A 12757-nucleotide genomic window follows, 5' to 3' on the forward strand; every position below is an offset into this window, starting at 1 on the left:
ATCGTCGAGAGACGCTCTCGGCTCCGTCTGCCTTTTTGTACTAACAATATCGGATTAAATTAACATAATATCGTATCAGAAAGTGTCAGAAAAATTTATTTTAAAGCGCGTATAGGTACCAATCGTCATGTCCGACAATGACTCCAACGCGGTCGTACAGTACCTCGCTGACCACCCACGCGCGATGGGCGTCCTCTTCACGGCGCTGCTGCTGCTCTCGCAGGCCGGCGCTGTGGCCGCTGGGAACCACACCGGCATCTCCGGTCCGTGATCAGAAGGAATCTAGTCCAACGGTAGAACTCCACCGAAGTTTCGAATCGATTATCACTGGTATATTCTCTAAGCCGAGAAACGCCTCAAGTTCTGTAGGCGTCAGCTCGAAGCTGTCGATCGTTCCCGGTGAGATGTAGTGCTGGTCGTTTCCTGAAATATACGGCATCACCAAGGAACCGATGTCGAACTCCGATCCGGGGTAGATCGTGTATTTCACGTCGAAGTTGCCGTCGTCGTTCTCGATGATCCGACAGCTGTTCGGAAAGGCGGCCTGCACTTGGGTCACCAAGAGGCTCCCGTCGCCGACGACGATGTAATCGTGACCGATCGCGCTCTCCCGCTGGGCCAGTTCCAACGCGCTTCGAATCGGGAAGCCGTAGTTCAACAGCCGAGCGAGGCTCCGCCCGATGTCGACCGCGCCGCTGTTGACGACGTCGTTCAGCGTGACGATCCCGGCGATCGCCCCGCGCTCGATGAGTTCCATCCCCTGCTCGTAGGACTGACACGCGTTCAGGAGGAACGAGTCGACGCCGAGTTCGTCGATCGTCTCGACGTCGAGCGCGCCGTCGGGACACTGAAAGCCGCTCTCGTCGATGTGACCGATGTAGTGGAGGAACTCCGTCTTCTCTTTGAGCACCGATCGGAGTTCCTCGACGGTCAGTTCGTAGTGAGTTTCGACCTCGAACGGGAGTTTCTCGCGCGACCCGTACACCGCCTCGACCGCGTCGCGCTCCTCCGCCATCTTCCGGTCGTTGCAGACGACCGTGATGCGGATATCGCCCTCGACCGGCACCCGCGAGAGCCGGTTCCGGTACGCCTGCAGCGACGCTTTGCTCGCGCCGATCGGGATTCCCGGCCCCAGCCAGGCCTGCTCGAGGGAGTCGGTCTCCGGCGGCTGGACGTACGTCCGCTGTGCGCTCGCGGCCTCTTGGGCCCGGGTGTCCGTACTGCGAGTGCTCGCACTCCGCGTGAACGCCAGTTCCCCGTCCGACGAACGGTCCGTCCCGGACGATCGGTCGGCTGTCGGCCGCGGCGAAGCCCCGCGGGCGAAATCCGCCACCGCGGTCGACTGGATCGCCGACCCGGTCGTCGGTTCCGTCCGAGGAGTCATCACGACTGCGAGGTCGTTCGCGACGAACGGTAGCAGCTCGACGTTCGAGGCCGTCGGCGCGACGTGCGCGGTCAGTTTCCAGTCGGGGACGTGCGACTCGATCCGCTCGTAGGGCACGTCGAGGTAGGTCTCCAACTGCTCGCCGATCGAGCGGTCGTAGAGGCTGGCGAACTCCAACCCGAGTTCCGGTTCGAGCACCGCCCGCTCGTGGAGGTCGACCGCGTAATACCCCTCCGTTCTGGTGAGGCAATCGAGGAAGAACGTCTGTTTGAGCACGCGCTCGACGGACCGCTCGAAGCCGCGGGAGCCGTCCAGTTCGTGGACGAACCCCTCGTCCGTCACGATTCGCGGCGTCGCTCCCGGCACGACCTCCGCGCCGAGGTAGTACGCGAGCGGCGCGGCGACGTAGACGTGTCTGCGCGTCGCCGGGAGTTCGAGCGTGACCCCCGTTTCCGGGCGTTCGATCCCGTCCGGAGCGGCGAACCGATCGCCGCGCTCGACGAGCGGCGGATGCCCGCGGAGCGTCGGATACGACCGCTCGACGCTCGTCGTCTTCAGCGCCGATCCGAGTAACGAAACCGCCCGCATCGCGTCCCGCGGTCGATCCGTCGTCCGGACGGTCGCCGCCGGTCGTTTGTGGTGCGAGCGCGCTCCGATGAGCACCTCGGTCTCCCCGCCGAATTCGAGGCTCGTCTTCGTCGCGTCCGAGACCACGCGAAGCGAGGAATCGACGCGGAGGTACAGTTTGATCGGCGCGAACAGCTCGACACTGTAGGTCCCCGCGGGGAACGTCTGATCGGCGAAGTGCTCCGCCTGCGCGAGCATCTCGCCGTTTCCGTCCCGGACGCAGACTGACACGACGGTCTCTAAGTCCAAGCGGTCGGTTCGGACGGTGACGGCCTCGTCGGCCGGGAACCGGAACGCCTCGGGGTCTGCGTCCCGGAGGCGGACGTCGCCCGGTGCGGACAGCACGAACTGGCTCCGCTCGATGGGATCGGAGACGACCACCCCACCGCGGTCTGCGGCGACCTCGAACGCGATCTGCAGGTGGTCGGCTCCGGTCGGCATACCCGAACCGCGGACTCCGCCCCCTTCGGCCCCTCTCATCGTGTCAACACATCACTCACGTGGGCAAAAGCGTACTGGTAGGCAACGCCTTCCGGTGTCCACCGGTCGGCCACCGCACGAGTCGTCCGGAGTAAACCGCTCCTACGACTCGACGGGGAGCCACTCGGAGACGGCGTCCGACTCCCAGAGGTGCCAGCGCTGCTCCGCTCGACCCCCGTTGAGACGGAGTTCGACGACCGCATCGAACAGCGGAGCGAAGAGCCGCGTCACCTCCGCTCGGTACGGCTTGGGAAGTCGGACGTGCGCCATTCCGTCGACGGCTCTGACGTTGTTCGCGAGCAGGTGGAGGAACCGGAAGACGGTCGGTTCGTCGTACTCTGCGAGCAGCGTGTCGGTGCAGTCGAAGGCGACGCGCAGTTCGGCGGGGTCGAGTCCGCCCGCGACCGAGTCGAGTTCCCGTATCCCGCGTCCGATCTCGACGCCGAGATTCGTGATCGATCCAGAAACTTCCCTCGTCGCCCCCGCGCGGGTGCTTGGGGAAGCGTCGCGCGAGGGACCGGCCGATTCGTAGCCCGGGAACGGTGCGCCCGCGGAGCGGCCGCTGCGGGGCCCTCTCGGCGAAGACGGGCCGGCCTCACTGCCGCCTGCAGCGGCTGTCGACCCGCGGGCGACGACGTCGCACTCGAGGATCCGCGTCCACTCCGGCGTCCACCGGTCCACGGACGCGTATCGCGTGTCGGGGATGGTCGCGTCTTCGACGACTAGTCGGCGGCGATCCGCCGAGCAGCCGTCGCCGAGCAGACACGCCGACACGCGGGCGTACACCTCTTCGGGAACCGAACCGACGACGAGAAGCGCACTGCCGTTGGATTTCAGTTCGTCGAGCGCGGTCGCGACGCCCACAGTGGCACCGACAGTCGTCCCATCAGGGCTGCCACCTGTGCGCATTCAACGCAGCTAACACACCGCCTCAAGTAATAGTTTGTGATCGAACACGACCGCCGTCGTCTCGGCTACCCCTCGACGAACGATTCGATGCGATCGAGCGCCGTCTTCAGGTCGTTCATCCCCGACGCGTACGACACGCGGAGGTGGCCCTCCCCGCCCGAACCGAAGACTCGACCGGGGACGAGCGCCACGCGCTTCTCGCGGATGAGCGCCTCCGCGAACGCCTCGTCGTCCCCCCATCCCGGCGGGCATTTCGGGAACACGTAGAACGCGCCCTTCGCCTCGAAACAGTCCATCCCGATCTCGTTGAACCGCGAGATGACGAACTGCCGCCGCCGGTCGAACTCCCGCCGCATCTCCTCGACGGCCCCGTCGCAGGATTCGAGGGCTTCGAGCGCGGCGAACTGCGCCGTCGTCGGCGAGGACAGCATCGTGTACTGGTGGATCCGGTTCATCGCGTCGATCACCTCGGCGGGGCCGAGCGCGTAGCCGAGTCGCAACCCGGTCATCGCGTAGGCCTTCGAGAAGCCGTTGAACACGACCGTCCGCTCGCGCATCCCCGGCAGCGTCGCGATCGAGACGTGCTCGTCCTCGTAGCGCAGCGCCGCGTAGATCTCGTCGGAGAGGACGAACAGATCGTGCTCTCGGGCGAACTCGGCCACCTCGGCCAACTCCCCGCGCGTCATCACCGCGCCGGTGGGGTTGTTCGGGTAACAGAGGACGAGCGCCTCCGCGTCGGCCGCGCCGGCGCGTTCGAGGTCGTCGTAGGTCAGCACGAAGTCGTTCTCGGCGTGGGTCTCGACCGGGAGGACGTCCCCGCCCGAGAACGACACCGTCGGCCCGTAGGAGATGTACGACGGCTGCGGGACGGCGACCGCGTCGCCCGGATCGACGAGCGCGCGCATCGCCAGGTCGACGGCCTCGCTCGCGCCGGTCGTGACGAGGATCTCCTCGTCGGGGTCGTACGAGAGGTCGTACCGGGTCACGTGCGAGGCGATCCGCTCGCGGAGGTCCCGCCGCCCCCGGTTCGAGGTGTAGGAGGTCCGTCCCCGCTCGAGGGAGTCGATCGCGGCCGCTCGGGCGGCCCACGGCGCGGAGAAGTCGGGCTCGCCGACCCCAAGCGAGACGATGTCGTCCATCTCCTCGGCGAGCTCGAAGAACCGCCGGATCCCCGAGGGCGGCGTGTCCCTGGCCCGCTGGGAGAGGCGGTCTGTCAGTTCCGTCATGGCGAGACGGCGAGGCGGTCGTCGTCGTCGCCGTCGCCGAAGTAGACGCCGCGCTCCTTGTACGTCGTCATCACGAAGTGCGTCACCGTCTGGGTGACCTCCGGGATCGGCGCGATCTGCTCGGAGACGAACTTCGAGACGTCGTGCATCGACTCGCCCTCGACGTCGACGGCGAAGTCGTAGCTCCCGGAGATGAGCCGCAGCGACGACACCTCGGGGAACTTCGCGATACGGCGCGCGATCTCCTCGTAGCCCGTCTCCCGGTCGAGTTCGACGTTCAACTCGACCTCCGCGCGGACGTGGTCCTCGTCCGCTCGGTCCCAGTCGACGACCGCTTGGTAGCCGCGGATCGCACCCTCCGACTCCAGTTCGTCGATCAGGTTCTCGACCGTTGCTGCGTCGGTCCCGAGTTGTCGCGCGATGTCCTCGGTGCTCTGACGAGCGTCACTCAGCAACAGGTCGAGCAGTTCCCGCTTCGCTTCCATACGAACTGCGATGCGGCCCCCGTTGAAAGGGTTTGCTCTCCACCTCGGGCGGTCCCGAGTTCGGGAGGGCGTCGACGGCACGAGGACAGGTATCGGTCGACGATTCGGGGCAGTATCAGTCGATGACTGGGTCACTGTCTCCCGCGCCTCGCTCCTGCGGTGGGAAAGGTCCATTAGCCCGGCGGTCCCCCTCTCGCACGATGGCCCTCCCCACCGGTTTCCTCTCCCCGCTCGGGTTCGCCGCACTCCTCGCGGCGGTCCCGATACTTCTCCTGTACCTTATGCGACCGGACCCCCGGCGCGTAACGCTGCCGACGATCCGGTTTCTGACCGATTCCGACGGCGCGTCGTCGTCGACGCCGCTCCTCGAACGGCTGAAACGCAGCACCCTCCTGCTGCTTCAGCTACTGGCGATCCTCCTCTTCGCAACGGCGCTCGCGACACCGTACGCGCCCGTCTCCGAGTCCGAACTCGTCGAGGAGACCGTCATCGTCGTCGACGCGAGCGCCAGTATGAACGTCCAAGACGACGGCGAGACGCGGTTCGATCGAGCGGTATCGGCCGCGCGGGAGGAGACCACGTCGACTACCTCGGTCGTCGTCGCCGACGGGCGCGCGTCGATCGCGCTCCGGGACGGGACCGCCGCCGACGCCGACGAGACGCTTTCGTCGCTGCGCGCGACCGACGCCCCGGGCGACCTCCGCTCGGCGATCTCGCGTGCCCAGAGCCTCGCGGGCGAGAACGCGCGGGTACTCGTTCTCAGCGACTTTGCGGGCGACGGCTGGCAGACCGCCGTGCAGTCGGCGCGCGCTCGCGGCCTCACGGTCGACCTCCGACAGTTCGCCGGGGGTGGGGACGACAACGTCGGCATCGTCGACCGCCGGTTCGCCGGTGAATCGGTGACCGTCTCGGTTCAGAACTTCGGCACCGAGGAGGCCACGCGGCAGGTCTCACTCGGGGACGCGGAGTCAACCGTCTCGCTCGCGCCGGGCGACCGCAGAAGCGTCACGCTCCCGGTGCCCGCCAGCGGGGGCGAAATCCGCCTCTCGCCCGGCGACTCGTTCCCGACCGACGACGTCGCGTACGTGGCCGCGCCGGAGGACGCCGCCGTCGACGTGCTCCTCGTCACGAACGACGAGAACCGCTACCTGACGACGGCGCTATCGGTGATCGATCCGGTCGACCTGACGACCGTCGAGCCGCCGGATTCGGTCCCCGAGCCACCGGGTGACGCTTACGACGTGGTCCTCTACAGCAACGTCGAGCGAGGCAGCCTCGAAGACGCCCACGTCTCCGCCGGTCGCGACGCGCTCGCCGCTGGCGGCGGTGTCGGCATCCAGGCCGACGAGTCGATGCCGGTCGACGCCTACGGCGACCTGCTCCTCTTAGAGCCCGACGGGATGGCCTCCAACCCGACGCTCGCGACGCCAGCGACCGACGAACTCACACGCGACGTCACCTTCCCCCCGCCGGAGCGGTACGTCCGCGGGGAACTCCGTTCGGGACGGGCGCTCGTCTCGACGACCGAGGGGACGCCGATCGTCGCGACCGCGAATCGAGACGGGGGGCAACTCCTCTACTACGGTTACATCGAGTCGGCCTCGGCGTTCAAATACGACTTCGAGTACCCGATCTTCTGGAAGCGAGGCGTCTACGCGCTCGCTGACAGACGGCCGCTCGCGGATCTGAACCGCGGGACTGGCGAGCGGCTCTCCTTCGGCAACGAAACCGCGATCGACACGCCGCGGGGCGAGGTGACTGCGTCCGCGATCGATGCCGACGACGCGGGCTTCTACGTCGCCGACGAGACGCGCTACAGCGCCTCGCTGCTCAGCGCCGAAGAGTCTGCTGTGTCCGCTTCGGCGATCGACGACGACGGTCACAGCGGTCCGACCACGAGGGAGGAGGACCGCACGGTTCCGGATCCGCTGACGGAGTTCGTCGCCCTCGGTCTCCTCGCCGTCGCAGTCGGTGAAGTAGCTCTGCTCCGCCGACGGGGGGAGCTCTGATGGCGGCGCTCCCGAACTTCCTCCAAGTTTCGGTCGAACTGACCGAGGGGCTCTCCGTCGGTCTCCAGCGCCCGCTCTTCCTCCTCGCCCTTCCGATCGCGCTCTTCGCGCTCTGGGCGCTCGTCTTCCGCGACGCCTCGGGGCTCGCCTCAGGGCGCTCGCGGCGCTGGTTCTTCGCCGCGCGGGTCGTCGTCGTCGCCCTCGTCGTGCTCTCGGCCGCGGGGCCCTACACGGTCCAGTCGAAAGTGACCGCGGGCGACCCGAGTGTGACGCTGCTCGTCGACGAGTCAGACAGTATGGCCGTCTCACCCGACGTCGAGGGACGGATCGTCGACGAGATCGAGGACGAGGGCGTCGCCGTCCGCCGCGTCCCCGTGGGGTTCGACGACGCCTCGCCGATCGGTGACGCGCTCGCGGCGAACGTGCGGGAAGGCGGGAACCTCGTGCTTCTCAGCGACGGTCGGGTGACTGGCGGGCAGTCGCTCTCGGCGGCGACCGAACTCGCCCGCGCGTCGAACGCCACCGTCTCGACTGTCTCGCCCGAGCCGCGGACCGCGGAGAGATACGTCGAGGTCGGCGGGCCGGAGAAGGTGAGCCTCGGCGTCGAGAACCGCTTCGCCGCTCGCGTCGACGGCGTTGGACCGAACGTGTCGACGACGCTCACCGTCGAAGTCGACGGCGAGCAGGTGCTCGAACGCTCGATGGAGGACGCACCGCGGACCGTCGAGTTCAACCACACCTTCGAGTCGACCGGCAGTCACACGATCACCGCCGAGATCGACGCGACGGACCGGTTCTCCGAGAACGACGTCTTCCGGAAGACCGTCCGCGTGGTCGAACAGCCGGAGATTCTGTACGTCTCGCCCGGCGAGTACCCCTTCCGCGACTACCTCGACCGCTTGTACGACGTGGAGACGGCGGAAGACGTGCCGGAGGACCTCTCGCCGTACTACGCGGTCGTCGTACAGGACGCCCCCGCCGACTCGCTCGGGAACGTCGACCGGCTGCAGGAGTTCGTCATCGACGGCGGCGGCCTGTTCGTCGTCGGCGGGCCCAACGCCTACGAGGGCGGCGGCTACGAGGGGTCGAACCTCGCGTCGATGCTGCCCGTCACGACCGGCGAGGGGCAACCGCGCGCGACGAACATCGTCCTCGCGATCGACGTCTCCGGGAGCGCCGAGGAGGGGATGTCGGTCCAGAAGTCGGCGTCGCTCTCGGTGCTCGAAAACCTCGGCGACGAGAACGAGGTCGGCATCGTCGGGTTCAATTACCAGGCCTACCGCGTCGCCGACGTCGAGCCGCTCTCGGCGAACCGCCAGCAGTTGGCGGACAAGATCCGCCGACTTCGCGCGGGCGGCGCGACCGACATCGCGACCGGCGTCCGCGGCGGCGGCGAACTCCTCGGGGACCGGTCGGGGACGATCATCCTGATCAGCGACGGGCACGATAACCCCGACGAGGCCGCATCGGCCGCGGCTCGGTTATCGGAGCGAGGCGTTCGGGTGGTCACCGTCGGAGCGGGCGAGAGCGTCAACGAGCGAACCCTCCAGACTGTCGCCGGCGCGGGCGGCGGCAGTTACTTCCGCGCGTCAGAGGCGACCCGGTTGGGCATCCTCTTCGGCGGGTCGGGCGCGCCGGGGGCATCGGAACTCGTCGTGCTCGACCGTCGGGCGTTCATCACTTCGGGCGTCACGCTGACGTCGTCGCCGGCGTCGTTCAACGACGTCTCCGTCCGCCCCGGCGCGGACTACCTCGTCGCCGGGAGCAACGGCCAGCCGGCGCTCGCGACGTGGCGCTACGGGCTCGGCCGCGTGGCGACGCTCACCGCCCACGGCGAGGACGGGACCCTCGACGGCCTGCTCCGCGAGCCCGACTCGCTGCTCCTGACGCGGACGACGAACTACGCCGTGGGCGACCCGGAGCGGAAAGCGACAGGGATCACCGGAATCCCCGACACGCGCGTCGGCGAGGCGTCGACGGTGACGTATCGCGGCCCCGACCGACCCGAGTCCGCGAACGTCACGTTCCGGCGCGTCGACGAGGAACTATTCGAGGCGACGGTGACGCCCGATTCGCCCGGCTACCACGAGGTGTCAGGGGCGACCTACGCCGCGAATTACCCGAGAGAGTACGCCGCGTTCGGCCCCGCCCCAGCGCTCGACGCGCTCGTCGACGACACCGGCGGTCGGGAGTTCACCGCCGGACAGGGCGAGGCGATCGCGCGGTTCGCGACCGACAGGGCGCGGGGGGTCCGCCCCGTCAGAACCGACTGGACGTGGCTCGCGCTCCTCGTCGGACTGCTCGTGTTCACCGCCGAGGTGAGCTACCGGCGGCTTCAAGTTCGTCGCCGAAATACCACGTCGGAGGGAGGTCTCCCGTGACGTTCGTCGGTCGCCCGCTGAACCGCGCGCTCCTCGTCGCCCTCGTCGTCCTCGCCGTGGGGACCGTCGGAGCCACGCTGCTCGCGCAGTCGGCAGTCTCCGAGGTCGACGCGCAGAACGAGCAGTTGCGCGCACAGAACGAACAGCTCCGCGAGGATGTCCAGTCCGCACGCGACCGTATCGAGTCGCTGGAAGCGGAGGTGAGTCGTCTGAAGAGCGAGCTTTCGGACACCGAGGACACCCTCGAAGCGGTCCGTGCCGAGCGAAACGAGCACCGCGAGGACTTACAGTCCGTCTGCGACCAGTGGCGGCAAGAACACGGCGACGCGCCGGAGGAGTGTGCGGATGTCTGAGGAGCCGAACGGTCAGTCGACCTCGCGGGGAGGCAAGTCGACGTCACCGGATGATGCGCCGTCGTCGAGCGACGACGTCCGGTTCGACCCCGACCCCGGATTCGTCGACGACGTCGACGAGCGAACGGCGGGACTCGAAAACACGGAGCAAGAGGCGTCGAACGAGCGGATCGTGGCGGCGATCGGCGAAGTCAGACGCGAGGTTCGGAACGTCGCGGTCCTCTATGCCACCGTCGAGGCCGCGCTCGCTGCGCTCCTCGTGAATCTCCTGCTCAGACTGGCTGACCCGCAGTGGCTCGCGGCTTCGGTCCCGATCCCCGGCGTCGCTGCCGACGCTCTCGGGGGAGTCCCGCTCCTCGGTGATGCGCTCCCGACCGCGCTTCCTGCGACGGCACTCGTCGGGATCGCGGTCGGCGTGCTCGCCTTCGCGGTCGCGTACGGTCTCAGAGTCCGACGCCCGCTCGTCGAGCAGTTCGAGGCGGCGAACCCGCAACTCGGCGAGGCGTTGCGGACCGCCCGCGACGCCGTCGACGACGGAGCCGACACCGAGATGGCCCGCAGACTCTACGGCGACGTGATCGAGACGCTCGGATCGGCGTCGACGCTCGAACTGGTCGAGACGCGTCGGGTGGTCGTCACGTTGGCGCTCGTGGCCCTCGTGAGCGTCGCGAGCGTGCAGGTCGCAGTCGTGAACCCGGACCTCGCCGGACTGCTCGGGGTCGGGGCCGAACCGACCGTCGACCGTCCGGACGACGACGGCCTGCAGGACGGCGACGAGATCCTCGGCGACCCCGAGGACGTCGGCGCGGGGGACGATCAGGAGAACATCTCCGTTCCGGGCACCGGTGAGGGGAGCGCAGACGGCCCGACCGGGTCCGACGGCGGATTCGGCGGTGGCGGCGGGACCGGCGCGTTCGACAGTCAACAGTCCGGATACGCCGGACAGGAGCGGATCGAAGACGCCGAACTGGTGCGGGAGTACAACCTTCGGATCCGGGAGTTCGACGACGCGAACGCGGGCAGCGACGACAGCGACACCGACACGAGCGATGCAACCTAAGCTATGAGCGGAAACCAAGAGATAGACAGCATCCAGCGCAGACTGACCGCCCTCCGCGAGGAGGTCGCGAAACGAATCGTCGGACAGGAGTCCGTCGTCGAGCAACTGCTGGTCTGTCTGCTCTGCGACGGCAACGCGCTTATCGAGAGCAACCCCGGACTGGGGAAGACGACGCTGATACGCACGGTCGCGGAGGCGACCGACCTGTCCTTCTCGCGGATCCAGAACACCCCGGATCTGATGCCCGCCGACATCACCGGGACCGAGATCATCCGGGAGGTCGGCGGGGAGCGCGAGTTCGTCTTCGAGCGGGGGCCGGTGTTCGCGAACCTCGTCCTCGCCGACGAGATCAACCGCGCACGCCGAAGACGCAGGCCGCACTCCTCGAAGCGATGCAGGAGAAGCAGGTGACGACCGCGGGCGAGACCCGCGAGCTACCGCGGCCGTTCTTCGTGCTCGCGACGCAGAACCCGATCGATCAGGAGGGGACGTACCCGCTCCCCGAGGCGCAGACCGACCGCTTCCTCCTGAAGATCCTCGTCGACTACCCCGACCGCGACGAGGAGCGTGCGATCGTCGACCGCTACACCACGGGCGCGGCCGATCCCACCGTCGACCGCGTGCTCTCGCGCGACGGCCTCAAGCGGGCCCAGCAACTCGTCCGACAGATCCCCATCGCAGACGACGTCCGCGACGACGTGATCGATCTCGTGCGGGCGACGCGAACCGCCGAGAACGTGGAGTTCGGTGCGAGCCCGCGAGCGAGTATGGGACTCGTCCTCGCTGCGAAGGCGCGGGCGTTCTTGGCCGGCCGCTCGCACGTCGCCCGAGAGGACGTCGAAGCGATGGCCCGCCCGGTGCTCCGCCATCGGATCATCGTCGACTTCCGCGCCGAGCGCGAGGGCGTCACTCCCGACGAGGTCGTGTCGGAACTGCTGTAACATGTCTATCGAACCTGAGTTCCTCGACAGGTTGGCCGGACTGGAGCGCGCGCTTCGCCACCGCACCGGCTCGCGACGGCAGGGCGAACAGCGCTCTCCGAACGTCGGCGAGGGGCTCACGTTCAGCGACTATCGCCGGTACACGCCCGGCGACGACGTCCGGCTGATCGACTGGCGAGTGTACGCGCGGACGGACGAACACTTCATCAAGCAGTACGAGGCCGAGCGTGACCTCACGGTCCACGTGCTCTTGGACACGTCGGCGTCGATGGACTTCGGCACAGGCGAGTCGAACAAATTCGAGTTCGGTGCGCGGGTCGGCCTCGCGTTCGCGTACTTCGCTGCCGCCGACCACGACTCGTTTCGATTCGCGACGATCGGGACCGATTCCGAACGGCTCGACCGCGGGCGGTCGACGCGCGGAGAGTTACTCCGCCTCGTCGACGCGCTCAACGGCGTCGACCCGGACGGTCGAACCGACGTCTTCGACGCGCTGGCGTCCTACGCGCGGACGATCCGCTCGCGTTCGCTCGTCGTCGTCGTGAGCGACTTCCTCGACGACCCGGACGCGGTCGAGGACGGCCTCGCCGCGCTCGGCGACAGCAGTATCCTCCTCGTGCACCTCGTCGCTCCCGAGGAGCGCGACCCCGACGTCAGCGGTGACACGGTCTTCGAGGACCCCGAGACGGACGCCACGCAACGCGCGTACTTCGCCGGGTCGACCGCCGAAGGGTACAGAGAGCGCCTCGACGCGCACCTCGACGAGATATCGGACCGAGCGCGTCGCCTCCGCGCCGAGCACGTCGTCGTCGACACCGGCGCGGACTTCTTCGAGGCGTTCGCGGACGTCTGGACGGCACAAGTGGCGGGAGCCGCAGACGACATCCGGCGGGTATAATTCG

The 12757-nt window shown here is 68.0% G+C and carries 10 protein-coding genes and 1 pseudogene; 7 read left to right on the forward strand and 4 right to left on the reverse strand.

The features are described 5' to 3' along the window. The first annotated feature begins 127 nt into the window (after positions 1 to 127). Positions 128 to 271, forward strand: a complete 144-nt coding sequence (locus ACP99_RS20375) for a DUF7503 family protein (protein WP_197052348.1) — start codon at positions 128 to 130, stop codon at positions 269 to 271. Here ACP99_RS20375 and ACP99_RS04210 read toward each other — a convergent pair whose 3' ends face one another. The 4 genes from ACP99_RS04210 to ACP99_RS04225 all read right to left on the reverse strand — a co-directional run bounded on the left by ACP99_RS04210 (position 272) and on the right by ACP99_RS04225 (position 5111). Beyond that, positions 272 to 2452: a hypothetical protein gene (locus ACP99_RS04210; RefSeq protein ID WP_049985398.1), complete on the reverse strand. Its 2181-nt coding sequence runs from the start codon at positions 2450 to 2452 to the stop codon at positions 272 to 274. Positions 2453 to 2593: 141 nt separating this feature from the next. After that, complete coding sequence (locus ACP99_RS04215) at positions 2594 to 3400, reverse strand: DUF7504 family protein (protein ID WP_081927120.1); 807 nt, start codon at positions 3398 to 3400, stop codon at positions 2594 to 2596. Positions 3401 to 3465: 65 nt separating this feature from the next. Then, positions 3466 to 4626, reverse strand: coding sequence for a pyridoxal phosphate-dependent aminotransferase (locus ACP99_RS04220; RefSeq protein ID WP_049985400.1), 1161 nt, complete (start codon positions 4624 to 4626; stop codon positions 3466 to 3468). Next, positions 4623 to 5111, reverse strand: coding sequence for an Lrp/AsnC family transcriptional regulator (locus tag ACP99_RS04225; RefSeq protein ID WP_049985401.1), 489 nt, complete (start codon positions 5109 to 5111; stop codon positions 4623 to 4625). Before ACP99_RS04225 ends, ACP99_RS04220 begins: the two co-directional genes overlap by 4 nt. Positions 5112 to 5311: 200 nt before the next feature. Between ACP99_RS04225 and ACP99_RS04230 the strand changes: the two genes are divergently transcribed. From ACP99_RS04230 to ACP99_RS04255, 6 genes and pseudogenes are all read left to right on the forward strand, one after another. Beyond that, positions 5312 to 7120 (forward strand): vWA domain-containing protein, encoded by a 1809-nt coding sequence (locus tag ACP99_RS04230; protein ID WP_049985402.1) that lies wholly within the window; start codon positions 5312 to 5314, stop codon positions 7118 to 7120. Next, the gene (locus ACP99_RS04235; protein ID WP_049985403.1) at positions 7120 to 9501 is read left to right on the forward strand and encodes a VWA domain-containing protein; all 2382 of its coding nucleotides are present in this window, start codon (positions 7120 to 7122) and stop codon (positions 9499 to 9501) included. Before ACP99_RS04230 ends, ACP99_RS04235 begins: the two co-directional genes overlap by 1 nt. Continuing rightward, positions 9498 to 9854 carry a uroporphyrinogen-III C-methyltransferase gene (locus ACP99_RS04240; RefSeq protein ID WP_049985404.1) on the forward strand — a complete coding sequence of 119 codons (357 nt, stop codon included), beginning with the start codon at positions 9498 to 9500 and terminating at the stop codon, positions 9852 to 9854. Before ACP99_RS04235 ends, ACP99_RS04240 begins: the two co-directional genes overlap by 4 nt. After that, positions 9847 to 10914: a DUF7502 family protein gene (locus ACP99_RS04245; RefSeq protein WP_049985405.1), complete on the forward strand. Its 1068-nt coding sequence runs from the start codon at positions 9847 to 9849 to the stop codon at positions 10912 to 10914. Before ACP99_RS04240 ends, ACP99_RS04245 begins: the two co-directional genes overlap by 8 nt. 3 nt (positions 10915 to 10917) lie before the next feature. After that, a pseudogene (locus tag ACP99_RS04250) lies at positions 10918 to 11855 on the forward strand (AAA family ATPase). Between the two features lies 1 nt (position 11856). Beyond that, a complete protein-coding gene (locus ACP99_RS04255; protein ID WP_049985406.1) occupies positions 11857 to 12753 on the forward strand; it encodes a DUF58 domain-containing protein in 897 nt (298 codons plus the stop codon). Positions 12754 to 12757: the final 4 nt, after the last annotated feature.

This window comes from Halobellus rufus, assembly GCF_000739575.1.
In the GTDB taxonomy this organism is placed as follows: Archaea; Halobacteriota; Halobacteria; order Halobacteriales; family Haloferacaceae; genus Haloquadratum; species Haloquadratum rufum.

What these genes read in the sequence shown, in the direction of transcription:
- ACP99_RS20375 (WP_197052348.1), top strand. Translation starts at nt 128, where the DNA reads ATGTCCGACAATGACTCCAACGCGGTCGTACAGTACCTCGCTGACCAC.
- ACP99_RS04210 (WP_049985398.1), bottom strand. Translation starts at nt 2,452, where the DNA reads ATGCCGACCGGAGCCGACCACCTGCAGATCGCGTTCGAGGTCGCCGCA.
- ACP99_RS04215 (WP_081927120.1), bottom strand. Translation starts at nt 3,400, where the DNA reads ATGCGCACAGGTGGCAGCCCTGATGGGACGACTGTCGGTGCCACTGTG.
- ACP99_RS04220 (WP_049985400.1), bottom strand. Translation starts at nt 4,626, where the DNA reads ATGACGGAACTGACAGACCGCCTCTCCCAGCGGGCCAGGGACACGCCG.
- ACP99_RS04225 (WP_049985401.1), bottom strand. Translation starts at nt 5,111, where the DNA reads ATGGAAGCGAAGCGGGAACTGCTCGACCTGTTGCTGAGTGACGCTCGT.
- ACP99_RS04230 (WP_049985402.1), top strand. Translation starts at nt 5,312, where the DNA reads ATGGCCCTCCCCACCGGTTTCCTCTCCCCGCTCGGGTTCGCCGCACTC.
- ACP99_RS04235 (WP_049985403.1), top strand. Translation starts at nt 7,120, where the DNA reads ATGGCGGCGCTCCCGAACTTCCTCCAAGTTTCGGTCGAACTGACCGAG.
- ACP99_RS04245 (WP_049985405.1), top strand. Translation starts at nt 9,847, where the DNA reads ATGTCTGAGGAGCCGAACGGTCAGTCGACCTCGCGGGGAGGCAAGTCG.
- ACP99_RS04255 (WP_049985406.1), top strand. Translation starts at nt 11,857, where the DNA reads ATGTCTATCGAACCTGAGTTCCTCGACAGGTTGGCCGGACTGGAGCGC.